This is a genomic window from Sorangium sp. KYC3313 (assembly GCF_052075895.1).
GTDB classification, from domain to species: domain Bacteria; phylum Myxococcota_A; class Polyangia; order Polyangiales; family Polyangiaceae; genus Sorangium; species Sorangium cellulosum_B.
Map to the genome: position 1 here is coordinate 10,699,615 of NZ_CP197255.1, position 22,815 is coordinate 10,722,429.

The 22,815-nt window shown below is 72.1% G+C and carries 18 protein-coding genes; 6 read left to right on the forward strand and 12 right to left on the reverse strand.

Features of this window, described 5'->3' with window-relative positions:
- Positions 1-364: 364 nt before the first annotated feature.
- Both ACSRUE_RS40650 and ACSRUE_RS40655 read right to left on the reverse strand, forming a co-directional pair.
- The gene (locus tag ACSRUE_RS40650; RefSeq protein ID WP_441288243.1) at positions 365-2,302 is read right to left on the reverse strand and encodes an RICIN domain-containing protein; all 1,938 of its coding nucleotides are present in this window, start codon (positions 2,300-2,302) and stop codon (positions 365-367) included.
- 110 nt (positions 2,303-2,412) lie between these two features.
- Positions 2,413-3,351 carry a LysR substrate-binding domain-containing protein gene (locus tag ACSRUE_RS40655; RefSeq protein ID WP_441288244.1) on the reverse strand — a complete coding sequence of 313 codons (939 nt, stop codon included), beginning with the start codon at positions 3,349-3,351 and terminating at the stop codon, positions 2,413-2,415.
- A 173-nt stretch (positions 3,352-3,524) separates the two neighbouring features.
- Here ACSRUE_RS40655 and ACSRUE_RS40660 point away from each other — a divergent pair, with 173 nt between their 5' ends.
- The 3 genes from ACSRUE_RS40660 to ACSRUE_RS40670 all read left to right on the forward strand — a co-directional run bounded on the left by ACSRUE_RS40660 (position 3,525) and on the right by ACSRUE_RS40670 (position 7,832).
- Positions 3,525-4,385 carry an NAD(P)H-binding protein gene (locus ACSRUE_RS40660; RefSeq protein ID WP_441288245.1) on the forward strand — a complete coding sequence of 287 codons (861 nt, stop codon included), beginning with the start codon at positions 3,525-3,527 and terminating at the stop codon, positions 4,383-4,385.
- 241 nt (positions 4,386-4,626) lie between these two features.
- Positions 4,627-6,027 carry a hypothetical protein gene (locus ACSRUE_RS40665; RefSeq protein ID WP_441288246.1) on the forward strand — a complete coding sequence of 467 codons (1,401 nt, stop codon included), beginning with the start codon at positions 4,627-4,629 and terminating at the stop codon, positions 6,025-6,027.
- Positions 6,024-7,832 carry a prolipoprotein diacylglyceryl transferase gene (locus ACSRUE_RS40670; RefSeq protein ID WP_441288247.1) on the forward strand — a complete coding sequence of 603 codons (1,809 nt, stop codon included), beginning with the start codon at positions 6,024-6,026 and terminating at the stop codon, positions 7,830-7,832. Before ACSRUE_RS40665 ends, ACSRUE_RS40670 begins: the two co-directional genes overlap by 4 nt.
- Before the next feature lie 22 nt (positions 7,833-7,854).
- On the opposite strand, the gene ACSRUE_RS40675 is transcribed toward ACSRUE_RS40670, so the two are convergent.
- From ACSRUE_RS40675 to ACSRUE_RS40705, 7 genes are all read right to left on the reverse strand, one after another.
- On the reverse strand, positions 7,855-8,439 hold the full coding sequence (locus tag ACSRUE_RS40675) for an O-methyltransferase (RefSeq protein ID WP_441288248.1): 585 nt from the start codon (positions 8,437-8,439) through the stop codon (positions 7,855-7,857).
- Between the two features lie 285 nt (positions 8,440-8,724).
- Positions 8,725-12,627 carry a protein kinase domain-containing protein gene (locus tag ACSRUE_RS40680; protein ID WP_441288249.1) on the reverse strand — a complete coding sequence of 1,301 codons (3,903 nt, stop codon included), beginning with the start codon at positions 12,625-12,627 and terminating at the stop codon, positions 8,725-8,727.
- A 63-nt stretch (positions 12,628-12,690) separates the two neighbouring features.
- Positions 12,691-13,389, reverse strand: coding sequence for an acireductone synthase (gene mtnC, locus ACSRUE_RS40685; RefSeq protein WP_441288250.1), 699 nt, complete (start codon positions 13,387-13,389; stop codon positions 12,691-12,693).
- Between the two features lie 2 nt (positions 13,390-13,391).
- Positions 13,392-13,934, reverse strand: a complete 543-nt coding sequence (locus ACSRUE_RS40690; protein ID WP_437769548.1) for a 1,2-dihydroxy-3-keto-5-methylthiopentene dioxygenase — start codon at positions 13,932-13,934, stop codon at positions 13,392-13,394.
- Positions 13,931-14,569: a methylthioribulose 1-phosphate dehydratase gene (locus tag ACSRUE_RS40695; protein WP_441288251.1), complete on the reverse strand. Its 639-nt coding sequence runs from the start codon at positions 14,567-14,569 to the stop codon at positions 13,931-13,933. Before ACSRUE_RS40695 ends, ACSRUE_RS40690 begins: the two co-directional genes overlap by 4 nt.
- A 102-nt stretch (positions 14,570-14,671) precedes the next feature.
- The gene (locus ACSRUE_RS40700) at positions 14,672-15,748 is read right to left on the reverse strand and encodes a glycosyltransferase family 2 protein (protein ID WP_441288252.1); all 1,077 of its coding nucleotides are present in this window, start codon (positions 15,746-15,748) and stop codon (positions 14,672-14,674) included.
- A gap of 266 nt (positions 15,749-16,014) precedes the next feature.
- Positions 16,015-16,383: a hypothetical protein gene (locus tag ACSRUE_RS40705; protein ID WP_441288253.1), complete on the reverse strand. Its 369-nt coding sequence runs from the start codon at positions 16,381-16,383 to the stop codon at positions 16,015-16,017.
- Positions 16,384-16,429: 46 nt separating this feature from the next.
- Here ACSRUE_RS40705 and ACSRUE_RS40710 point away from each other — a divergent pair, with 46 nt between their 5' ends.
- The 3 genes from ACSRUE_RS40710 to ACSRUE_RS40720 all read left to right on the forward strand — a co-directional run bounded on the left by ACSRUE_RS40710 (position 16,430) and on the right by ACSRUE_RS40720 (position 19,894).
- Positions 16,430-17,068, forward strand: coding sequence for an amidohydrolase family protein (locus tag ACSRUE_RS40710; RefSeq protein WP_441288254.1), 639 nt, complete (start codon positions 16,430-16,432; stop codon positions 17,066-17,068).
- A 652-nt stretch (positions 17,069-17,720) separates the two neighbouring features.
- Positions 17,721-18,704 (forward strand): helix-turn-helix transcriptional regulator, encoded by a 984-nt coding sequence (locus tag ACSRUE_RS40715; protein WP_441288255.1) that lies wholly within the window; start codon positions 17,721-17,723, stop codon positions 18,702-18,704.
- Between the two features lie 203 nt (positions 18,705-18,907).
- The gene (locus ACSRUE_RS40720) at positions 18,908-19,894 is read left to right on the forward strand and encodes an NAD(P)-dependent alcohol dehydrogenase (RefSeq protein WP_441288256.1); all 987 of its coding nucleotides are present in this window, start codon (positions 18,908-18,910) and stop codon (positions 19,892-19,894) included.
- 16 nt (positions 19,895-19,910) lie between these two features.
- Here ACSRUE_RS40720 and ACSRUE_RS40725 read toward each other — a convergent pair whose 3' ends face one another.
- The 3 genes from ACSRUE_RS40725 to ACSRUE_RS40735 all read right to left on the reverse strand — a co-directional run bounded on the left by ACSRUE_RS40725 (position 19,911) and on the right by ACSRUE_RS40735 (position 22,561).
- Positions 19,911-20,075 (reverse strand): ArsR family transcriptional regulator, encoded by a 165-nt coding sequence (locus ACSRUE_RS40725; RefSeq protein WP_441288257.1) that lies wholly within the window; start codon positions 20,073-20,075, stop codon positions 19,911-19,913.
- A gap of 58 nt (positions 20,076-20,133) precedes the next feature.
- Positions 20,134-20,910: a hypothetical protein gene (locus ACSRUE_RS40730; protein ID WP_437944057.1), complete on the reverse strand. Its 777-nt coding sequence runs from the start codon at positions 20,908-20,910 to the stop codon at positions 20,134-20,136.
- Between the two features lie 526 nt (positions 20,911-21,436).
- The gene (locus ACSRUE_RS40735; RefSeq protein WP_441288258.1) at positions 21,437-22,561 is read right to left on the reverse strand and encodes a hypothetical protein; all 1,125 of its coding nucleotides are present in this window, start codon (positions 22,559-22,561) and stop codon (positions 21,437-21,439) included.
- Positions 22,562-22,815 lie beyond the last annotated feature (254 nt).

Sequence of the window (22,815 nt, forward strand, 5' to 3'; positions counted from 1 at the left end):
CGGAGCGGGTCTCGCTTCCAGGCGACCCACGACACTGCGCGCGGGCCGCTCTGGCCGGTGGCAAAGGCCAATCTCCTACGACCACGTCGGGCGGAGACGTCCCGGCCTGGACGCAAACGTAAGAGCACCACGAGCGTATCCTGGCCCAGGCGGCGTGGGAAGGCGTGCCTAGGGGCCAGGGAGCGGCAGGGGAACGGCCGTCCGGGGAGAGGCGGTGGCGGTGCGCCGGGCGGCCGGAGGCGCCTGCGGCGACGCTGCGCTGGGCGGTGCGTCAGGTCGCTCGGCGCCGGCGGCGAGGGCTCCGGCGAGCGCCGGAGCGCCGCCCTCCCGCTGCCCGATCGGGAGCAGGGTAGCGCCGCGCTCCTCAGCGCGCGAGGAAGAGCTGTTCAGGGAGCGCGGTGTTGCAGGGTGCCTGAACGATGTGCGCATAGCCCCCGGTGCTGGCCCCCTCGACGCTCAGGCACTTCTGGCTGTTCACGTTCATGATCGACCGATACGCGCCCACCGGCCGCAGGATGAACTTCTGGTTGGGGTTGCCCGTGCAGGTGTATTGAATGAGCCCGACGCCGTCCTCGAGGCTCGAGTAAGGGATGTCGAAGCAGAGCCCGCTGTGCTTCGGCTTGATGAACACGCTCCCATCGGCGTCTCCCGTCGGGATGAGCTCGAAGCTCTGGTTGGGACCGCCGGTCGCAGGCCACTGAATGATCGGCGAGAGCGGCGTCGTCTCCGAGTAATAGACGTCCATGTTGAGGCCGCTGTTCTGGTTGGTGAAGGTCACCGCCGGGTTGGTGCTGCTCACGCTCCCGAAGTCCACGGTCGTGGCGAGCTCGGCGGCGACAGAGTAGCCTTGAGGATGCGCCTCTGCGTAAAAGAAGTACCAATCGACGTAGATCCCTTGGAGCACCTGGGTGTGCGTGACGGAGAGGGGCACCTTGCCGTTGAACGCGCTCGGCGCGGAATAGACGGTCTGATACGTCGGCTGGAGGGTCGAGACCGCGAGGAACGGCAGCGTGTGGAGCGTTCCGGTCCAATCGTCGACGAGGTCGACGGGGTTCCAGTACGGATAGCCCTGCGCCGAGGTCATCCGGTAGCTCCAGGCGGACGTCCGCCCCGTGCTCTGATCGATCGCGGTGAAGTCGGACAAGGACACGGTGGCGCTGTCCTGGAAGCTGCACGAGAAGCTGGCGCTGGCCGCGTCGGTGCCCCCCTGCGCGCCGACGCTGCAGCCGACGGAGCGCGTGAACGAGTTTTGCCCGTTCGGGGAGTTGGGCACGTGGGCGTACGGGCTCAGCGCCGTGCTGCCAGGCACGACCCGGACGTCCAGCTGCTGCTGGTAATAGCCCCGGTTGAACTGGTCGTTCGTGTTCAGCGGCCCCGGGTTCGCGCCCGCGCCCACGCCGGTGACGACCATGAATTTGTTGTCGGGCGTGGCCGAAGCGACGAGCTCGACCTCGTAGCTCAGATCCAGGGTCGCGCGTTGCGAGGTGCCGGGGACGGTCCACCCCGCGGAGCCGTTGACGATGAACTGGCGGTAGGTGCCCGGGGGGGCCGCGCTCGCGACGGAGAGAGCGAACGGCTGCACGACGGGCGCAGCGGCGAGCGTGCGGATGCGCGCCGCCACCTGCGTCGCGACGTCCTCTCGTGACGGAGCGGCCGTGGGCGCGGCGCCCTCCGCGGCCTCCCCGGCGTGCTCGCGGTCCGACGCGCGCGCCGCCAGCTCCTCGGCGGGCAAGGTAGCAGCCTCGTGGCTCACCTTGATCGTGGCGGAGGGGGACTTCACCGCCGTCGTCTCGATGTTCCCATAGAGCTTGATGTCGAACTTCGTTCCCCCGCGCGATGGCTCCACGATCGCCACGTCGCCCGCGACGCCATAGCCGAACACCGCGGCCATGCGCGCCGAGTCGCGGACATTCTCGAAGACGAACGGGACCCCGGCCTGGCTCGCGGCCTCGACCAGCGACCGGTACGTCGCGAGGTCCGCCTCACCGAGCTCGTCCATGTCGGCGATCACCGCGCCCGTTCGGCGAAGGAGGTCGCTGCGCTCGGCGTCGCCGGAGCGGAGTGAATCCAGAGCGCGCTGCGCCGACGTCGCCTGGAGCTCGCCGGCGAGGTGATGGAGGACCGGTGTCCTGTCCGCGGAGATACGGGTCAGGGCGATGAACCCGGTACGCGCGGCGGGCGCCTCGGACGTCGACGAGACGTCATCGAGCGGCTCGACGTCAGAGCCCCCGCAACCTGTTTGCACAGCTCCGAGGGCGAGCGTCGAGAGCGAGAACACCAGGCCGAATCTGGAACGGATCATGGATTCCTCCCTTGCGGCTTCCTTCGCCCAGGCGAGCGATCGCGCCGTCTGGTCCAGCTACGGCCGACACCGGCATCGGTTTCGCAAATTTGCCTCTGGGCAAAGACCCCCTACTCGCGGCGGCTGCGCCCAGCGCGCGCCGGGTCGGTCGCCGGCAGCTCCCCGAGGAGGTGGTCGATGCATGTCCGGACGGCGGCCGTCAGGGCGCGATGCGCGCGATAGAGGAGACTGACGCCGCCGGCCTCGGCCTCGTAGCCCTTGAGGACGCGGACGAGGCGCTTCGCGGCCACGTCCTCGGCGCAGAACACCTCCGGGAGCATCGCGATGCCGACGCCCGCGAGCGTCGCGCGGTAAGCGGCGGAGGACTCGCTCACATAGAAGCGGGGCTCGAAGGCGACGCGTCGTCTCCGGCGCCCCTGCCCGAGCGTCCATGTGGCCATTCCGTCCGTCGCGTGCACCGCGATGCAATCGTGACGCGCGAGGTCCTCGATTCGCTGGGGAACGCCCCGCGCCTCGAGGTAGCGAGGGCTCGCATACAGCAGCTTCCGCGTCGCCCGCCAGAGCTCTCGCGCCACGAAGTCGGTGGTGTCTTCCACGTGGCCCGGGACGATCGCGATGTCAAAGCCCCCGGCGAGCAGGTCGACCCGCCGTGAATCGATCTCGAGGTCGACCGACACGCGGGGATGCTTCGCGAGATAGGTGCAGATGACGCTCGCCACCGCGGCGCCGAGGGCGATCGGCGCCACGATCCGCACGCGTCCGCGCGGCTCACTCTGGAGCTCGCGGACGTGATGCGTGCCTTGCGTGAGGTCGTCGATCGCCCGTTCGGCGTGGCCGAAGTACGCGCGCCCGGCCTCGGTCAGATCGAGCCTCCGGGTGGTTCGCTCGAGGAGCCGGACACCGAGCGCGGACTCGAGCCGCGCGATGCGCCGGCTCACCGTGGAGACCGGCACACCGCGCTCGCGGGCGGCGGCCGAGAAGCTGCGCGTCCGGACGACGCGCACGAGGAGCGCGGCGTCGTTCAGATCCAGATCGATTCGTGCGTCCACGGCAACAGTCCCTTCCCTCCAGGCACACTAATGCGCTCCGGCGGCCGCCGCTAGGCTCGACGACGTGAAGAAGCCCATCGTCACCGGGCCACGCGGGGCACGGAGCGCCGCGCCCGCGTGATCTTCGGGATGACCGCGCAGGGTCGCTGCGCCGAACGCAGGAGGAGATTGTCATGATCATCGTCACTGGAGCCAACGGTCACCTCGGCCGAGCCGTCATGGAGCGGCTCCTTCAGCGCGCGCCCGCCGCTCGGCTCGGCGTCAGCGTCCGCGACCCGGAGCAGGCCAGCGCGCTCGCCGAGCGCGGCGTCCGCGTGCGCCGGGGCGCCTTCGACGACGCCGCGAGCCTGCGCCATGCCTTCGAGGGCGCCTCGCATGTCCTGATCGTCTCCATCGACAGCGCAGGCGAGGCCGCGGTGCGCCAGCACGAAGCCGCGCTCGAGGCGGCTCGTGCGGCGGGCGCCCGCCGCGTGCTCTACACGAGCCACATGGGCTCGAGCCCGGCGTCCCGCTTCGAACCCATGCGCGACCACGCGGCCACCGAGGCCTCGCTGCACAGGTCGGGGGTCGCTTTCACCTCGCTCCGCAACGGGTTCTATGCGGCGTCCGCGCTCATGCTCCTCGAGCGGGCGCTCGAGACGGGCAAGCTCGTCGCGCCAGAAGACGGCCCGGTCTCGTGGACAGAGCACGGTGACCTGGCCGACGCGGCGGTGATCGCGCTGACCGACGAGGCGCGCCTCGACGGGGTGACACCGCCGCTCACCGCCTCCGCGGCCCTCGATCTCGCGGACATCGCGGCGATCGCCTCGGAGCTCATCGGGCGCTCGATCACGCGGGTGACCGTCAGCGATCAAGCGTTCAGGGCAGAGATGGTGTCTCACGGCGCCCCCGAACACCGGGCGGACCTCTTCCTGGGCATGTTCGCCGCGAGCCGAGAGCGCGAGTTCGCCGCGGTGGATCCGACCCTGGAGCGCCTGCTCGGCCGAGCGCCGATGTCCATGCGTCACTACCTGGCGGCGCGCCTGTCACGCTGAGGCAGGGGGGCGCAATGCAGCGGGGCGCTCACGACCGCAATGGGTCCGGCGGATGGGGGAACACCGAGCACCGGCTCGCACACAGGGCTCCATCGGTCACCCGTAGATCACGGCGATCTTCGCCGGGAGATCTTTTGGTACCGTGGTCGCAGGCGCCTCGCCTGCTCGATGCGCGTTCGCTCGATCGAGCAGGGCGCACCGTGTCGGGCTTCGCGCGCCGGATGGGGTTCGAGGGAGGGGCATGCGAACAAAGGCCTTCATCGAGAGAGCGATCCTCCGTGCTGTCGCGCTGCTGGCGCTCCCGGCGCTCGGCGCGTGCGGCGCGGAGACACCGCCGTACGACGACCTGCCGCTGCGCGACGCGCTGAGCGCCGCGCCGGAGGTCCTCGCCGCCTTGCCGGACGAGGTCCTGCACGACCTCGCGGTGCGGCTGGAGGAGGCGCACGGCGAGCCGGGGGACGAGACGGCGATCGACGGCGCGGAGATCGCGAGCGTCCCCGCGCTGGTCCGCAGCGCGGACGCGGCGCGGGACGAGGCGGGGAAGGACGCGATCGTCCTCGGCGCGCTCGAGCCGTCCGAGGACGGGTTCGTGCTCCGCGCGGTGACGTCCGTTGCGGGAGGGCGCGGGCCCCAGGGGGCGCTCGATCGACCTGTGCCCACCCTCGCGGGGCCACCGGCGTCGCCGGAGTCCGCGCCGCTGGAGGACGCGGCGCTCGGCGGCCGGGCGGGCGAGATCCTGGCGGAGCTCGCGCGGCGCGCGGACGCGCAGGACCTCGTCCGCGTCACCGGCCTGCCCGCGGGCGTCATCGCCCAGGATCACACGGTGTACGTCAACGCCGCGTGGCTCGTCGCGCTGAGCGCCCTCTCGCCCAAGGACGCGCCCGCGCTCCCCACCCCGTCGGATGGCGCCGCGATGCCCGCGTGGCCCCGGAGCGAGCCACGATCCGTGCGCTTCAACCCCTATCACCTCCCCTCGTCCGTCGCGGAGTGCGCCGCCGAGGTGCGGGACGTCTGCACCTGCGCCGTGGCCGGGCAGTGCGAGCACGACCGCACCGACCCGACGTTCGCGGACGCCCAGGCGGAGTGTTCCTGGGTCAACGGCGGGGCGCTGAACGCCGAGGCGCTCTGCGTCCTCGCGCTGCTGAGCATCAACGGGGTCAAGGAGTGCGTCCTCTCCGCGGGCAGCGGCGCGTGCGCCGCGCTGCCGATCGCGGGGCGCGACGGCGCGCTGGCGTTCGCCGGGGACGAGGGCTGCATGGCCGTGCTCGACCGCTGCCTCCAGTACGGCAGCCCGACGGTCCCGGCCGCCACCCCGAGCGCGCCGAGCGGCACGTCGGGCGGGGACGACTGCGGCAGCTGCGGAGGCGGCTGCGACAGCTGCAACGAGGACGTCGCGGGTTGCAACCAGAACTGCAGCGAGTGCAACCAGAACTGCCACGACTGCAACCAGAACTGCCGCGACTGCGACCAGAACTGCAAGGACGGCGATCCCTCCACCGGCAGCAACTCGAGCTGCAAGCTGAGCGCCGGCCGGCGCGATCCCGGAGGAGGCCGCCCGGGCGCGCCCGTGCCCCTCGGCGCCGCGTTCTGGCTGCTCCTGCCCGCGGGTTACATGCTGCTGCACATCCGGAGGCGGCCGTGAACCGGGCGGTGATGCTCTGGCTCGAGCGCCACGGCCTGCCGCCGTGGCTCGCGCCGTCCTACGCGGTGATGGTCGCCCTCGCGGGGCTCCTCGGCGCGACGGCGTTCTTCTGGCTCGTGCGCCGGGATCGGGGCGACGTGGCCGTGGAGGGCCGGGCGCTCCTCTCGGGCTACGTCGCGGCGCTCCTCGGCGGCTACGTCTTCGAGGCGCTGCGCGCCGCGCCCGAGGCGCTGGCGAGGGGCTCGTGGGGTCCGATGCTCCACGCCGGCCGCGCCGCCTACGGGGGCCTCATCGCCGGCGTCGCCGTGGCCGGCCTGGTCCTCTGCCGCCGCGGCGCGGCCGTGCTCCCGTTCCTCGACCGGCTCGTGCCGGGGCTCGGGATCACCTACGCCTGCGTGCGCACCGGGTGCTTCCTCGCGGGGTGCGACTACGGCCGCGTCACCGGGGGCGCGCTGGGCGTCCGGTTCCCCGCCGGCAGCCCCGCGGCGGCGGACCACGCGGCGGCCGGCTGGGTGCCCCTCGGCGCGCCGAGCCTGCCCGTGCACCCCACGCAGCTCTACGAGGCGGCGCTCGGGGCGATGGCGAGCGCGATCGCCGCCCTCTGGCTCGTCCGGGGGCACCGGGACGGGCGCGCGTTCGGGACATGGCTCGCGCTCTACGCGGCGGGCCGGTTCTTCATCGAGCTCCTCCGCGGGGACGCCGGGCGCGGGGTGTACGGGGGGCTCAGCACCGGCCAGCTCGTCTCGCTGGCGCTCCTGCCGGGGCTCGCGGCGGCCGTCGTGCTGGCGCGCCGGGCGCGCAGCGCGCGGCGCGCCGCCGCCGTCGCGCCCGCGCTGGTGGCGCTCGTCTTCCTGAGCCTCGCCGCGGGTGAGGCCGCGGCCCAGCCGGCTCGCCCCGCGCCGTCCGCGCCAGCAAGGCCCGAGGCAGCGACGCCCGCGGCCACGAGCTCCGCGCCGGCTCCGGCGCCCCACCCGTACGCGCCGCCCCCCGCGGGCGGGCCCCCCGCGCCCTACCCGTACCCGCCGCCTTCGGGCGGGTATCCCGCGCCCTACCCTTACCCGCCGCCCGCAGGCGGATACCCCGCGCCCTACCCTTACCCGCCGCCTTCGGGCGGATACCCCGCGCCCTACCCGTACCCGCCGCCTTCGGGCGGATACCCCGCACCCTACCCGTACCCGCCGCCGCCCGCAGGAGGCCCTCCCCCGGCCTACCCCTACCCGCCGCCGGCGGACGGATACTCCGCGGCCCCCCCTCCCTCGCCCGCGGCTGCCGCACAGCCGCAGAGGCGCACCCCGGAGACGTCGCCGGGGCCCGCCGCGGAGCAGGGTCATCAGGCGGAGGCCAACGCGCGGCGGATGGCGCTCTCGCTCGGGATCTCCGGCTACTTCGTGCCGGGGCGCTTCGCGGTGAAGGACGGGACGTCCGTGGATCTCGACGTCCTCGCGCGCCTCCGCCTGAGCGAGACGCGCCGCTTCGAGGTCGGCGTCGAGCTCCGGACCGTCTCGACCACCGACGTCAACCAGCTCGCCGTCGGCGTGCCCATCCGGCTCGTGATGGGGGTCGGGTCGCACGTCGAGATGTCGGTCGGGATCACGCCGGGCTACCACCGCATCTTCTTCGACTCCCCCTACTTCGAGAGCGCGGGCGCCTTCGGCGCTCGCTTCGGGTGGGGGATCCAGCTCCCGATCACCTCGCACCTGTTCCTCGGCTTCTCTCCGCTGAGCTTCCTCGTGCTCGCCTCGGACGACGTGGACGCGCTCGTGGCGTACGAGCCCGGGCTCTGGGCCGGCGCAGGATTGCTGTGACAGCCGTCGGAGCTGCCGGCAGCTAGACGCGACCGATCCTGGTCGCGATGATGAGCCCTGACGACCAGCAGAGCTTGGTCAGCACGAGATCCTGGCGTCGCTCGAGCGCGGCGATCAGCTCTGCCACCTTGGGGGCGTGGTCATCAGGCCAGTTGGGCTGAGGGAGCATGTCGTCGATGACATAGAGTCCGCCGGGCTTGATCAGGCTCAGCGCCTCGTCGAGGGCGTAGTACTTGCCCGGCCATGTATCGGCAAAAATGAGCTCGAATTGCCGACCCCGGGCAGAGCGCAAGAAGGCTTCGCCATCCATGTTCTCGAGCGTGAGGCGGGGGTCGCCTCCGAGGTGCTGGCGTGCCACGGCCTGGACCTTCTCGTCGTGCTCCACGGAGACGAGCGTGGAGCTGGCATTCATGCCATCGAGGATCCAGCACGTAGAAATGCCCGTGCCGGTCCCGAGCTCGAGGAGAGCGCCCGATTTGGCGGCGGCGAGCGTGCGCAGCATCGAGCCCGTCTGCCTGTCGCTCGCCATGGCAAACCCGATCTCCGCGGTGGCCCGCTCGATCTCCGCGAGCACCGCGGGCGGTCTCAAATTCTCCAGATCCTTCATGACCCGATCCCTCTTCACGCGGCCAGTCGCGCGTCACTCTACAGCACCTCGATCTGGCGGCCTCCCTGGAAAGAGCCAGCGGTGGAGGGCGTGCTGCGCGGGGGGGCGGCGGGACAGGCCCCCACAAACCCCGAGCGCCGGCCCGCAGCGCAGCCGGTCGCCCCCCGATCTCGCCTCCCGCACACAAGGCAATAGCCCCCCAAAAGGCGCGAGTTTGTGGGACAGCCCCGCCGCCCCCCCGCGCAGCACGCCCTCCACCGCTGGCTCCGCTGCAGCCGGCTGAGCTCACTCCCCGAGCAACGCCCGCGCGAGCGTCAGCGTCCGGGCGTTCGCCGAGACGTTCTCGAGAAAGCTCCTCCGGAACGCGGGATCCTCGATCCTGGCGGCACGAGCGAGCAGCGCGCCGCGCTCCTCGCGGACGACCGCGCGCGCGGCCTCCGCGTCGCCCTTCGCGTGCAGCGCCTCGGCGTACAGCGCAGGGATCACCTCCTGCCGCAGCAGGAAGACCGTGCCGGCCTGCCGCTGGAGCGCGAGCGCCTCGCCGGCCATCGCGCAGGCCTCCTCCGTCCGCCCTTGCCGCAGCCGGATCTCGGCGAACAACGAGAGATGCACGGCCCCGGCGAAGGGCGCCATCACCGCCGGATCCCCCGCCGCGCAGAGCTCCTCCTCCGCCTGGGCGAGCTCGCCGAGGAGCAGCCGCCCCTCGGCGAGGAGCTGCCGCGGGATCACGCTCCGGCTGCGATGGCCGCGCGCGAGCATGTGCTGGAGCAGGCCGCTGGACATCTCCACCGCCTCGGTGAGCCTGCGCCGCTCGAGGAGCGAGAGGATCCGGCACGTCACCGAGGTCGTGAACACGTAGTCGAGCAGGCCCTCGGTCGCGAGCACGCGATCGAGGCACCCATCGGCGGCGGCCACGTCGCCGAGCCTCGTGTAATCGATCGCCACCAGCATCCACGCCCAGGCGACGAACAGCCCGCTGCCGAGGGACTCGGCGCGCCGCGCCGCGGCGAGGTTCGCCTGGAGCGCTCCCCACAGGTCCCGCGCCGCATGGCAGCGCCAGAAGCCGCGGGCGAGCTCGATCCAGAGGGCGGCATGGAGATCGCCCTCGACGGCCGGCGCGATGACGTGCTCGAGCCGGCGCACGATCCGCTCCGCCAGCGCCGTCCTCCCGTCCCAGAGCAGGCTGAAGACGATCCGGGTCGCGAGCTCCGGGCTCAGGACGTCGACGGGGAGCTCCTCGGCCAGGAGGCGCGGGATCAACACCTCCACGGCCCGCCGGTCGTCGCAGAGCGCGACGCAGTACATCGCGCCGCTCAGGGCACGCCAGGAAGCGAGGCTCCCGGGCGCGGCGATCTCGAGCGCCTGGAGCGCGCTCGCGTGGGCGCGCGCGGCGTCGTCGGTCCAGATGAAGGCGTTCATCCGGAGCAGGTGGAGCTCGGCCAGCCGCTCGCCCTCGGCCCCGCAGGCGATCCCCTTCTCCACCCGCGCGAGCGCCGCCTGCACGTCCGCCCCGTGGAGCGCCAGGGTGGCGGCGCGCAGGTAGAACCCCCCCGCGCGCGGCCCATCCCCGCCCCGCGCGAAGTGCTCGGCCAGCACCATCGGATCCTGCTCGCCGGCCGAGAGCAGCCACTCCCCGGCGAGCCTGTGCCCGACCGCCCGGTCGCGCTCGGTGAGCATCGCGTAAGCCCCCTCCCGCAGGAGCGCGTGACGGAACGCGATCTCCTCCTGCCCCGCGAAGCGCGAGCTCGGGCGGCGCTCGAGGATCTCGCGATCGAAGAGCTCCGCCCAGGCGTCCGCGTCGCTCGGCCCCGACGCCAGGGTGCGCGCGCCGACGAGCGCGCTCACGCCGCCGATCCACGACACATCCCCGAAGACGCTCGCCGCCCGGAGCAGCCGCCGCACCTCGGGATCGAGCGCCGCGAGGCGCGCCTCGACCATGCCCAGCACCGTCTCCGGCAACGCACCGCCGCGCCCCTCGGCCACGGCCCGGACGAGCTCCTCCAGGTAGAAGGCGTTTCCCGCCGCCCGATCGACGATCGCCGCCACGGTCTCCGGCGCGACCGACGCGCCCAGCGCGCCGCGCACGAGCTGCTCGGCCGCCCGCGCGGACAGCTCGCGCAGCCGGACCTGCGTGAGCCCTCGCTCGATCCAGAGCCGGGGGAAGAGCTCGTGGACCTCGGGCCTCGCGAACGCGAGCACCGCATAGGGGCGCTCGCAGAGGGCCCGCAACGCGTGATCGAAAATTTTCACCGAAGGCGCATCTCCCCAGTGCAGATCCTCGAGGACGACGAGCATGGGCCGCGCGCTCGTCACGGCGCGCGCGTAGTCCACGTAGGCTTCCTGGATCCGGTCGGCCATGTGCGCCGGGTCCTGCCGCGCGGCCCGCACCATCGGCCCGCCGTCGGCGAGAGGAACGCCGAGCAGCTCGCCGAGGAAGCAGGCCACGCGCTGCTGCTGCTCCCCCGCGAACAGCTGGCCCACGGCCCGCGCGAGCTTCTCCCGCTGCGCCTCGGGGGCCTCGCCGGCCGCGATCCCGAGCGCGCCCCGGAGCGACCCGGCCAGCACCGCGAACGCAGAGCCCGCGCCGATGGAGTCCCCGCTGCCGACGCCCAGCACGAGCTCGGGATGGCGCGGCCGCAGCGCCTGGACCAGCTCGTGACGCAGGCGCGATTTGCCTACCCCCGCGGCCGCCGTCACGAGCGCCACCGCGGCGCGCCGCTCGGTGAAGCTCTCCTCGACGAGATCGAGCAGGCTGCGCAGCTCCCGGGCGCGCCCGACATAGGGGCTCGGCTTGCCCAGCAGCCTGCGCGCGCCGTCGGCGACCTCGCGCTCCGCCTCCACCCAGGAGAGCCCGTCCTGCTCCGCGACCTCGAAGCGCGCGTCGAGCAGGGCCCGCGTCACCGCGTCGACCGCGACGCGGAGGCGGCCCGGGCGGCCCCGGGCGGCCGCGTCGTCGAGCAGCACGGCCGCCCTGTCCAGGACCTCGCCGAGCAGCGATCGTCCCGTCGAGTCGCCGCGCCCCGTCACCAGCACGACGTTGGCTCCGGGGACCGACGCGCGGATCCGCAGCGCGCAGCGGGCCGCGATCGCCGCCTGGTCGGTCGCGCTGCCCGCGCCCGCCACCGCCGCCAGGATCGCCACGACCGCCCCGCTGGCCAGCTCCTGCACGGCCGCGCCGAGGGCCGAGGTCTCGCGCCGGACGGCGGCGACAGCGCTCCGCTGCGATCGGCCGGCGGGCACGATCTCCGTCGACGCCGGCGCGCTGACGTCCGCCGGCCCGACGGCCACGATCGAGCAGAGCCACACCTCCGCGGCGGTCACGAGCTCGACGGCGGCCAGGCTGGAGCGAGCGCCGCCCGCCGTCGAGGCGCCGAGCGCGTCCAGGCAGCGCACCACGGCCGCGCCGTCGGCCGGGCGCCCCTCCGGGCGCTTGGCCAGCATCTGCGCCAGGAGCTCGTCGAGCGCCTGCGGCACCTCGGGCCGCAGCGCGCTCGCCCGCGGCGGCTCCTCCTGGAGGAGCTTGGTCAGGATGGTCATGAAGTGCCGCCCGTGAAACGCCGGGCGACCCGTCAGGCACTCGAAGAGCACGCACCCGAGCGAGAAGACGTCCGCGCGCGCGTCGAGCTGCGCGCGCTCCCCGCTGGCCTGCTCGGGGGCCATGTAGCCGATGGTGCCCACGAGGGCCCCCGTCCGCGTCAGCCGCGCCGAGGCGCCCGAGAGCCGGGCGATGCCGAAGTCGAGCACCTTCACCCGGTCGGCGGCCCCGCCCGGAAGGAACAGGTTGCTCGGCTTGATGTCGCGGTGGACGATCCCGCGCGCGTGCGCCGCGCCGAGCGCGTCCGCCACCGCGCGCACGAGCGCGACGCTCTCCTCCACGTCCAGCGGTCGCCGCGACAGCCGGGCCGAGAGGCTCTCCCCGGAGAGCCACTCCATCGCCAGATAAGGCTCCCCGGTGGGCGCCACCCCGTGCGTCACGTAACGCACGACGTGCGGGTGATCGAGCGAGGCGAGCGCCCGCGCCTCGTGACCGAAGCGCGCCGCTGCCTGCGCGTCGAGATCGCCGAGCAGCTTCACGGCGACGACATCGCCGCTCGCGCGATCCACGGTCCGGTAGACAGTGCCCATCCCTCCCGTTCCCGCGAGCTCGACCAACTCGAACCGGCCGGCGAGCAGTCTGCCGTGAAGCATGCGCGCCAAGGATGTCAGGGCGGTCACTCACGCGCCAAGCGGAACGAGCCGCCGCCGGGCGAGCTACGGCGCGATGTCGTCGAAGCGCTCCGCGACGGCGTGGCGGCTCTCCGCGTCCCGCGCCGTCCCCGGCCTGAGCAGCTGCACCGTGCGCATCCCCGCCGCCGCCGCCGCGTCGAGCTCGGCCACGATGTCGGACAGGAACAGCACCTCTCCCGGCTGCAGCCCGAGCGCCTCCGCGATCCGCTGGTAAGCGCCCGCCTCTCGCTTCGGCCCGGTCGTCGTATCGAAGAACGCCGTGAACAGGCCGGTGAGATCGCCGGCCGTCGTGTGCCGGAAGAGGAGCTGCTGCGCCTCGACGGACCCGGAGCTGAACACGGCGAGCGTCAGGCCGAGGTCGCGCCATCTCCGCAGCGCCGGCTCCACGTCTGCGTAGATGTGGCTCCGGAGCCCCCCCGACTCGTAGGCGCTGCGCCAGATCTTGCCCTGGAGCGCCTTCAGCGTCGTCTCCTTGCGATCCTGGTCGATCCACGCGAGCAGCGCCGCCGCGAGCTCGCCGTCGCTCACGGCCTGCTCGCTCTCGCCCCGCTCGCGCGCGACCGCGCGCCGGGCGGCCTCGACCTCCGGGCCCCCGGCGTGCGCCGAGACGTACGCGGCCAGATCCCGGCGCGCTACGGAGAACAGCGTGTCGTGCACGAAGCGCACGTCGGTCGTCGTCCCCTCGATGTCGACGAGCACCGCGCGGGCAGGGAGGGCCGCCACGCTCACGCCTCGAGCCGCGGGAAGCGCGATGCGATGTCCGACCCGGTGTGCTCGGCGACCCACCCCTTCGGGTCGGAGAACCACCGGATGCAGGTGAACGAGGGCTCCGGCCCCATGTCGAACCAGTGCCGCGTCCCGGCCGGTACGCTGATGAGATCGCCCTTCTCGACGAGGAACGAGAGCACGCGCTCGCCGTGATGAATGCAGAACAGCCCTCGCCCCTCGACGAAGAAGCGCGCCTCGTCCTCGGTGTGGATGTGCTCGTCCAGGAACTTCCGCCTGAGCTCGGCGTGGTTGGGCGTGCCCGGCGACACCGACACGACATCCGCCGTCACGAACCCGCACGCCTCGGAGAGCTGCTTCACCGGCCCCGCGTACGCCTCGAGCACCTGCTCCTGCGCCGTCCCCGGCGGCAGCGGGCGCTCGGCGGACCAGCGCTCGAAGCGGATCTGCGCCTCGGCGGCGACGCGGGCGATGTCCTCGAGCGTCGTGTATTCGTCGGCCCTCGTCGGGTCGCTCTCCCGGTAAACCCGCAATCGACTCATGATAGCCCCCCTTCCAGCAGCGCGCAGTCCAGCATGAACTCGATGGCCTCGATGTGGCGGATGGTGCTCGCGATGTCCGATCCCCACGTGTACAGCCCGTGACCTGCGATGAGGTAGCCGTACACGGGCGGATGCGCCGACATGAACGCATCGACGTCCTCCGCCAGCTTCCGGATGTCCTGCGTGTTGACGAAGACCGGGAGCAGCACCGTGGCGGAGTGCGTCGACATCCCGGAGAGCGCCTTCGCCACCTCGTAGCCCGAGAGGGTCACGTACCCCTCCTGCGCGCACCGGCGCGACAGCACCGTCGCCGCCCGCGAGTGGGTGTGCGCGACGGCGCCGATCTCGCTGGAGTGCCGGTAAAGCTGGCAGTGCAGCGCCGTCTCGGCCGACGGGCGGGCCGGCGAGGGCCCGGTCAGGCGGCCGTCCGCATTGACGACGACGATGTCCGACACGCCGAGCGCGCCCTTGGGCCGCCCGGACGCCGTGATCGCGAGGGTGCCGTCGCCGAGCCGGGCGGAGAAATTGCCGCTCGTGGCCGGCGTCCAGCCGCGCTCATGACAAAAGCGGGACAGCTCGACGAGCTCGGCCGCGACCGAGGAGAACGATGCAAACGACGTCCCGCGTACGCTCACGGCGCAAACATACCAAAGCGAGCGCGGGCGATCAACGCGCCGCGCCGCCGTTCGCGCCGCGCCCGAGCCGCTGAACCCGGGGATCACCCGCGCGGCTGGCGCTCACGGCGCCGGAAGGCGCTCGGCCTCGCGCCGGCCAGCGCCGTCCCGCGCGCCGCGGAGCAGGCCGGCCCAGAACCCGAGCCCGTGCGCGGCGTGCACCGCGGGGAAGATGGCGCAGAGCAGGGGGAAATCGCGCGGCGAGGCGCGCCGCGCGAGCCGGAGCGACTCCGCGATCACGAGCGCGGCATAGGCGAGCGAGGCGAGCGCCAGCGCCGGGCGGACCGCCGGCGCGAGCGCTGACGCGAGCGCGAGCAGCGCTCCGGCCGTCACCATGCAGAACGGCAGCGCCGGCCGGAGCGACAGGAACCTGCGGCGGCACAGCAGCGTGCGCGCGCGCCCCTTGCCGTACGCGAAATACTGCCGGAAGAGCGCGGCGAACGACGACCGGGGGTAGTAATAGGCGACGATCTCCCGGGACAGGTAGACCGCGCCGCCAGCCTCGATGATGCGCTGGTTCAGCTCGGCGTCCTCGTTGGTGACGGCGGCCGGGTCGTAGAGGCCGGCGATCTCGAACGCCTCGCGCCGGAAAGCCCCGTTGAACACCGACTCGACGAACCCCTCGCGCGACGGATCCCGGTACGCCGAGCCGCCCACGCCGAGGGGGCTCGAGAGCGCGGCGCAGAGCGCCCGCTGAAAGCCGTTCCGGTGGCGCGGCCGCGCCGCGCCGCCCGCGTTGAGGGCGCCGGTCCTCCGGAGCGCCGCGACCGACGCAGCCACGTAGTCGCCGGCGTAGTCGGCGTGGGCGTCCATCCGGACGATCACCTCACCTCGCGCCCGGCGAATGCCGATGTTCATCGCGGCGGCCTGGATCCGGTCGGGGTTGTGGAGGAGCACCACCCGTGGGTCCTCCGCCGCGACGCGGCCGACGAGCTCCCGTGTGCTGTCGGTCGAGCCGCCGTCGACCACGAAGATCTCGAGGAGCTCTGGAGGATAACGCTGCTCGAGGGCGCAGCGGAGGACGTCCTCGATGTAGCGCTCCTCGTTGTAACAGGGAATGACGATGCTGCACCGCGGCCGCTCGGCGAGCGGGCGCAGAGAGAGACGCCCGCCTCGAGGCGCGCTCGCTGTTCGATCCATGGACTCCCCCGGTCTCTCGCGGGTCGAGTCGACCCGCAGCAGGACTGCGACAGCCGCGGATACAATCGCGGGGCCAGGCGATCTCGCGGGGTCGCCCGGAGCGAACTGCACTGCGCGACGCGGCCTGGACCCGGCCGGGGCGGGCCGCTGGGCTCGGGCTGCACACTGGCGGGCTCATGCGAGGCGAGCGCGCGAGCGGACGAGCGGATGAGCGCGCGAGCGCTCGGCCTCGTGCTGGCAGGGCAGCGGCTCGAAGGGCGCGGAGCTCATGCTCCGCACCACGGCCATGCCCCGGTTCGGCGGGCTTCCCACGGCCCCGCGTGGCCGGCAAAAGAGCTTCTCGAGGAGGCGTGCAGATGGACTTCGATCTCGTGATCTCGCGGGGGACGATCCTCGACGGCAGCGGCCAGCCTCGCTACGTGGCGGACCTGGGGATCCAGAACGGCAAGATCGCCGCGATCGCCGGGCCAGGCGCGCTCGCGGGAGGGCGGGCGCTCGACGCCAGCGGGCTCGCCGTCGCGCCCGGCTTCATCGACATCCACTCGCACGTCGACTGGCTCCTCGCGCTGCCCGACCACGAGGACGTCCTCGCGCCGATGGTCGCCCAGGGCCATCACGACCGTGGTCGCGGGCAATTGCGGTCATTCCCCTGCCCCGGTCACCGAGGCGTCGATTCCGCTGGTGGAGCACTCCGCGGAGATCCTGAAGGACGGAGCGCTCGCCTACCGGTGGCGCTCGATGGGCGAGCTGCTGGCGGCCCTCGAGGCCGGCGGGCTGCTCGTCAATGCGGCGCTCCTGGTCGGCCACGGCACGCTCCGGCAGGCGGTCATGGGCAACAGCGCCGCTCCCCCGAGCCGCGTGAGCGACGGCAAGGCGCGCATCCTCCTGAACACGTACTCGGGCGTCGATGCGCACGACGAGCCGCTCCGGGCCGTGCTCTCGCACCCGCTCTGCGCGTTCGAGACCGACGCGATCCTCACCCGGCGCGGCCAGCACAACCCGGCGTCGTTCGGCACGTTCCCGCGGGTGCTCGGCCACTACAGCCGCGACGTCGGCCTGTTCCGGCTCGAGGAGGCCGTGCGCCGGATGACCTCGCTGCCCGCCGAGCGGATCGGGCTCCGCGACGTGGGGCGCATCGTGCCCGGGCACTGGGCGGATCTCGTCGTGTTCGATCCGGCCACGGTGGCGGACAACACGACGCCGCGGCGGGCCGACGCGCCGCCGTCGGGGATCCGCGCCGTCCTGATCACCGGCGAGGTGGTGGCGCAGGACGGCGCGCTGACGAGCAAGACCCGGCAGGGGCGCCTCCTGCGCAGGTAGGCGGGGCCGCGGTGTCCTTCGCTGACGCTCAGGGACGTTCGGTTCCGACCGCTTCAACAGGATCGCGCCGGAGCGCGAGATGAGCGATGGCTCCATCGTTCCGCATGTCAGAAATCCCGCCAGAGAAACGGGTCGATAGCGAGTGGTCGCTGGAAACAGCAGCGATTTTCGTAGTTTCCGCCTGCTTCGCCGCCGAGGTCGGCTCCGGTGTGGCCGAGCGGGGCGCCCTCTTCCGCCGCATCGCCCGCGGTGAAGGGCCCGCGGCATCACCGGTCCCACCGTACGGCCACGCTGCACGCGTTGGTTGACATAGAGAACCCTATGCGATCCGGCCTCCTGGGAAAACGACGCTATATCAATAATTTATCTATGCATCTAAGGGGCCGCTTTCACTCCACAGCCTGCGGGGCGCTGGCCATGGCGTATCTCTATGGCGAGCTCGGGCTCGATCCCGACGAGGCCGAGAACCGCCGGTATACGATGGCGGCCGAGCACGCCATCCAGCACCGGCAGGCTCCCCCGTGAGCGCCCGGGCGCCCACGCGGTCGCGACGTGTCAGCGCATCGCCCGAGGACCGAGGACCGAGGGTGAGCTGGTCCCTCGCCGGCAGCCAGCCGGGCGCGGCGCGTGCTAAAACGTCCGCATGGAGGCGATGAGGATCGAGGGAAGCGAGCGCGATCTCGAGACGTTCGCGGCGGGGATCCTCCAGGGCGCCGCACCCATCGAGACGCCCACCCCGTTCGAGCGCCAGGTGCGCTGGGACCTGCAGGGCAACACGGGCCTCATCAGCGCCTCCACGCTGCGCTCCGGCATCTCCCTCTCCGCCACCCGGTACCGGTGGGCGTGGGCGTCGGGGATGGTCATCGACCACGCGCCGACGGGGCTGGAGTTCGTCCTGTCGCGGGGACCGCACATGCGGGTGAGGAGCAGCGAGGGAGACGGCTTTCTCCTCGGGGGCGGGACATTCCGCATCGGCCAGGTGAAGAGGCCGCTGAAGCTCGTGTGCGAATGGGACGAGTCGACCCTCGGTCAGGATCAGGACAGCCTCTGCCTCACCATCGACGCATGGCGGCTCCGCGAGCTCCTGGGCTCGCAGGTCCTGCCTGCGCCCCTCGAGCGGATCGTGGCCCACACCGGGGGTTACCCGCGCGCGACGCACGCCATGTCGCCGACCCTGTACCGGCTGCTCGACGAGATCCTGGCCTGCGACGCCAGGGGTCTCTCCCGGCAACTCTACCTGGAGGCCAAGGGGCTCGAGCTGATGGCGGCCATGGTCGATCAGCTGGAGGAGAGCGAGAGCGCAGCGTCGCCGCTCCTCTCGCAGCACGACATCGCGCGGCTCGAGCGGGCGCGGCACGCCCTGCTGGCGCGCATGGTGGACCCGCCGACGCTCCCGGAGCTCGCCCGGCACGCCGGCCTGAACGAGGTGAAGCTCAAGGCGGGGTTCCGCGCGCTCTTCGGCGCGCCGGTCTTCGCGTACCTCCGGAACCACCGGCTGGAAGAGGCCCATCGCCTGTTGCGCCAGCGGGCGTGCAACGTGACCGAGGTGGCGCAGCGGGTGGGGTACGAGAACCCGAGCAAGTTCGCGGCCGCGTTCCGCAAGCGGTTCGGCGTGCCCCCGTCGACGGTGGGCTGAGCGCCCTGGGGGCGACGCTCGCTGCCGCGGACGGCGAGGGGCGCGCGGGGAGCATCGCCGCGAGGGGTAGGCGCTGCCAGGGGCCGGCTCGAGGCACGGTCCTCCCGCTGGGAGCTGAAAGGCTCCTGCGTGGAGCGGCGGCGTGCGGCGTCCGGAACCACCATCGCAGCGGGCGGCGAAGGGGCTCGCCCCGGGAGAATGCGATGAAGGCGATTGTTCAGTACGAATACGGTTCGGCGGACAACCTGCGGCTTGAGGAGATCCCCATGCCCGCGCTCAAGGACGACGGTGTGCTCGTGCGGATCGAGGCCGCGTCGGTGAACGCGGCCGACTGGCACATGATGCGGGCGGATCCGTTCTTCCTTCGGTTTCTCGGCTTCGGGCTCTTCGCGCCGAAGCACCGGGTGCCCGGCGCCGACATCGCCGGTCGGGTGGAGGCGGTGGGGAAGAACGTGACCCGGTTCCGGGTGGGCGACGAGGTGTTCGGGGATCTGTCCGCTCACGGGTGGGGAGGCTTTGCGGAATACGTCTGCACGTCGGAGCAGGCGCTGGCCCCGAAGCCGTCGAACGTGAGCTTCGAGGAAGCTGCGGCCGTCCCCTTGGCGGCGTTGGCTGCGCTCCAGGCGCTCCGCGACTGCGGGCGGGCTCGGGCCGGGCAGCGGGTGCTCGTCAACGGCGCTTCCGGAGGGGTGGGGACGTTCGCTGTCCAGATCGCGAAGGCCCTGAACGCGGAGGTGACAGGGGTGTGCAGCACCAGGAACCTCGATCTGGTGCGGTCGCTGGGCGCCGATCACGTCGTCGACTACACGCGCGCGGACGTCACCCGGAGCGGGCACGAGTACGACCTGATCGTGGACGCGGCGGCTTACCGATCCGTCTCGGACTACCGGCGCGTGCTCCGCGATGGCGGCACGTACGTGCTCGTCGGAGGAACCACCGGGGCGTTTCTGCGGGTCGCGCTCCTGGGGCGATGGTCCGGGTCGAAGGCGATGAAGGCGCACGCGTCGCGTCCGAGCGCCGCCGATCTCATCGCCCTGACGAAGCTGATCGAAGCGGGCACGGTCAGGCCGGTGCTCGATCGGCGTTATCCCTTGAGCGGGGTACCGGAGGCGGTCCGCTATCTGGAGAGCCGTCGCGCGCGGGGGAAGGTGGTGGTTACGCCCGCCACCGCCGTCGTCCCGCCGTCGTGACGCGGGGCCTCCCGCGTCACGTCTCCAGATCGCGCTTCAGCCGATCGAGGAGATCGACCGCGGCGGTGGCGTAGGGGCTGATCCACCGGTCGTGGATCCGCTTGATGAGGAGCACGTTCAGGTAGTTCCAGCGATGGCGTCCCTCCCGCTTGATGATCACGAGCTCGGCCTTCTCCAGCACGCCGAGGTGCTGCAGGCCGCGCCCGTACCCCGTGCGGCTCTTCGGCGATCGCCCCGCGTCAGACCCCCGTCGCCAGCACGGTGACGGGGGTGGTCGGGAAGACGCGCTTGCGAGCGCCATCGAAGCGCACGCGGACGACGTTGCCCGGCGAGAGCTTCCGGAGAGACTCCTCGCCGGCGAGGAGGGTCTCCTGGTCGACGAAGGCCGGACTGCCGTCGTCGGGGACGACCTCGAAGACGACCACGACGAGGAAGCCATTTTGTTTCACGAACTCCCGCACCACCGAGCAACGGAGGACGCGCCCGCGGCCGAGGGAGCCGAACGATGCGACCAGGGTGGAGGCGAGGTGCCGCAGGAACCGCGCGAGCTGTAGAATCGCGAAGAGGCCCCCCGCCGCGACGAGCGCCAGGTACGCCGGCGACTCGACTGCCTGTGTTGCGGCCCAGGCGGCGATCCCGGCGCCCCCGAAGACGAAGACCGCGTGGAGGAAGAAGCCGAAGCCGTTGATCGGCATGTGACGGACGAGCGTCCAGTAGGCCGAGAGGAACACGCTCTCCACGGCCCGCTCGGCTTCGTCTCTGGACACGGACGCTGCCCGCGCATAGTGGGCAATGGCCTCGTCGCGCTTGCCGTCGACGAGCAGCTGCTTGACGCGCTCGATGTCGTCCTTCGAGACGCTCTGCGCCCTGATTTGCGCGACGGCGGCGTCGGTGGCGGGCCGCTCGACGAAGAGACTCGTGTTGCAGAAGATGCAGATGACGTTGCGCAGCCCCGGCTCGACGGAGAGCGGCGCGCCGCAGTTGGGGCAAGAGGTCATCGAGAGCAGCAGGCTCATGAGCGGGGAAGCCTACCTCAGACCTCGCCTGGGCTCGAGGATCGCATCGTCGAGCCCGGGCACCTCGACCGGCTCGGCGTGCGAGGAGGAGCCATCGCTGCCCCAGCAGACGACCTTGCCCGTCGCGAGGCGGGCGCAGTCGTTGAGCTGCCACCCGAGGTGCCGTACGGGGCGATCTCGACGTAGCCGCAGGCGGCAAGGGCGGCGGGGAGAGCGACGACATAGAGGAAAGGAGCGACAATGGAGCGGGGCATGAGGTCCTCCGTTCGGCGGGCGCTTTCGCCGTACGGAGGAACTATGGGAGCGGCGTGCGGGGGCGCTCCTTAAACAGATCTCAAAGCGATGCCGGTCAGCCAGCTTGGGCGACGCGGTGGTGGCGCAGGACGGCGCGCTGACGAGCAAGACCCGGCAGGGACGCATCCTGCGCAGGTAAACGGCGCGGCGGTGCCCTTCGCTCACCAGGCGCGTCGAGCGAACGTCCGCGCAGTTGCGCAGCCCCGCGCGCAACTGCGCGCCACGCCCCGGGTCAGGGGCACGTCGCCGAGTCGTCGTTGTTGATCACGGACGCTCGTGGAACGCCGGTCCGCTCACAAAGCTCTTCCGCTTCACAGGTGGGGAGCCTCGGGTTCGTCGTGATCTCGAGACCGTAGTGGATCCGCTCGAGCGAAGAAAGTCCATCGAGGCTCGTGAGCTCCCGGTTGTTCGAGATGGTGAGATTCTGCTCGATCGCCCGGAGCGCAGAGAGTCCATCGATGGACGTGAGGACGTCGTTGCTCCCGATGGTGAGATCTTGGTAGATCGTCTCGAGCGCCGAGAGCCCCTCGAGGCTCTCGAGCTTCGCGTTGCCGATGACGAGCAGGTTGGCGAGCTCACTCACGCCGTCGAGGCCCTGCAAGTTCCTGAGAGCCGGGTTGGATTTGAGCGCCACCGCGCCCGTGCCGGTCAGGTTGCGCAGCCCGGCGAGGCTCGCCAGGACGGGGTTGTTCTCGATCTGGATGCCATGGCGCACCGTCGTCAGACTCTCGAGTCCGCCCAGGTCAGCGAGGCGGAGGTTCGAATGGATGTTCAATGAGCCATCCACCACCTTCAGGCCTTCAAGCCCCGCCATGCTCGCGAGCGTATCGTTGTTCACGATCGTCAACCCCGCCGCGATGGACTCGAGCCGCTCGAGCCCCTCGAGCGTGGGCAGGTTACGCGTGTACCGGATGGTGAGCGTGCCCGTGACGTGCCGTAGACAGCCAAGGCGGTGCAGCCGGTTCACCCCTTCGCTGAGCGTCAGGTCCCCCTGGACCTCCGAGATGAGCGGCAATTCGTCGACGTCGACCTGGTACTTCAGATCGAGCGAGCTCGTGATGGGCCGCGCCGTGGCGCAGTCCAGCTCCGCGGGCGCCCCCGCGCTCCCGCCGGTTCCCTCCGGAGCCCCGCCGCCCATGCCGCCCATGCCGCCCGAGCTCGCTGCCGCGCCGCTGTCGCTCGACCCGGTCGAGCCGAACGGGCCACCCGTGCCGGAGCCGTTGCCCGTGGTCCCGCCCGCGCCACTCGCTCCAACACCTCCTCCTGACGCCGTGTTCCCGGCCTCCCCGGAACCGCCGACCTCGGAGGAGCTTCCCCCTTCCCTGCCGCCCGCGGCGCCTGGATCGTCCAGAAGCACCCTACCGCAAGCCAATGGACCGCCTGCCGCGACGAGCGCTGCCGCCGTTATCGGCGCCAAGTACCAAACCCGCGTGCCACGCACCGGCATGACCGAACCTCCGCCACCCAGTATATGCCCAGGTGACGCCCTGCGGCGAGGGTTGGCGCCCGGCGAAGCCGCGCCGCTCGAGTCCACACCGTCACGCGCACAGAGGTTTGCGCCACCATTGATGTAAATGTGCCACGAGCGCGAAGCGCCGACCCGCCCGGCCC

Coding starts and splice junctions, on each gene's coding strand:
- ACSRUE_RS40720 (WP_441288256.1), top strand. CDS start 18,908: ATGAAGGCGATTGTTCAGTACGAATACGGTTCGGCGGACAACCTGCGG.
- ACSRUE_RS40650 (WP_441288243.1), bottom strand. CDS start 2,302: ATGATCCGTTCCAGATTCGGCCTGGTGTTCTCGCTCTCGACGCTCGCC.
- ACSRUE_RS40730 (WP_437944057.1), bottom strand. CDS start 20,910: ATGAGCCTGCTGCTCTCGATGACCTCTTGCCCCAACTGCGGCGCGCCG.
- ACSRUE_RS40690 (WP_437769548.1), bottom strand. CDS start 13,934: ATGAGTCGATTGCGGGTTTACCGGGAGAGCGACCCGACGAGGGCCGAC.
- ACSRUE_RS40665 (WP_441288246.1), top strand. CDS start 4,627: ATGCGAACAAAGGCCTTCATCGAGAGAGCGATCCTCCGTGCTGTCGCG.
- ACSRUE_RS40675 (WP_441288248.1), bottom strand. CDS start 8,439: ATGAAGGATCTGGAGAATTTGAGACCGCCCGCGGTGCTCGCGGAGATC.
- ACSRUE_RS40680 (WP_441288249.1), bottom strand. CDS start 12,627: ATGCTTCACGGCAGACTGCTCGCCGGCCGGTTCGAGTTGGTCGAGCTC.
- ACSRUE_RS40660 (WP_441288245.1), top strand. CDS start 3,525: ATGATCATCGTCACTGGAGCCAACGGTCACCTCGGCCGAGCCGTCATG.
- ACSRUE_RS40715 (WP_441288255.1), top strand. CDS start 17,721: ATGAGGATCGAGGGAAGCGAGCGCGATCTCGAGACGTTCGCGGCGGGG.
- ACSRUE_RS40700 (WP_441288252.1), bottom strand. CDS start 15,748: ATGGATCGAACAGCGAGCGCGCCTCGAGGCGGGCGTCTCTCTCTGCGC.